At 40.5% G+C, this 242-nt stretch carries 1 pseudogene; it reads right to left on the minus strand.

The window, feature by feature from the left end:
• A pseudogene (locus SB717_RS39010) lies at window positions 1–242 on the minus strand (stage II sporulation protein E); the annotation flags it as partial.

Below are 242 nucleotides of genomic sequence, written 5' to 3' on the forward strand. Positions count from 1 at the left end.
CGGAACGCTTGCATAATCTGCTCTTCCTGCACTTGATGATTTTCACGCTCTCGTTGTATCTCCTTAGCAAAATCTTCCATAACCTTTGATACACCTAATAGTTGCTCCGCTACTATTCTACGATTTTCCTTCATTTGTTTTCGCAATTTTTGCCCCTCATAGAAGTGATCTAATTCACCCGCTACTAAATCCGTCTCTTTTTTCCCTCTCACACAATGCTTATCCCACTCACGAACTAATTT

The organism is Priestia sp. SIMBA_032, assembly GCF_046535215.1.
Lineage (GTDB): Bacteria > Bacillota > Bacilli > Bacillales > Bacillaceae_H > Priestia > Priestia aryabhattai.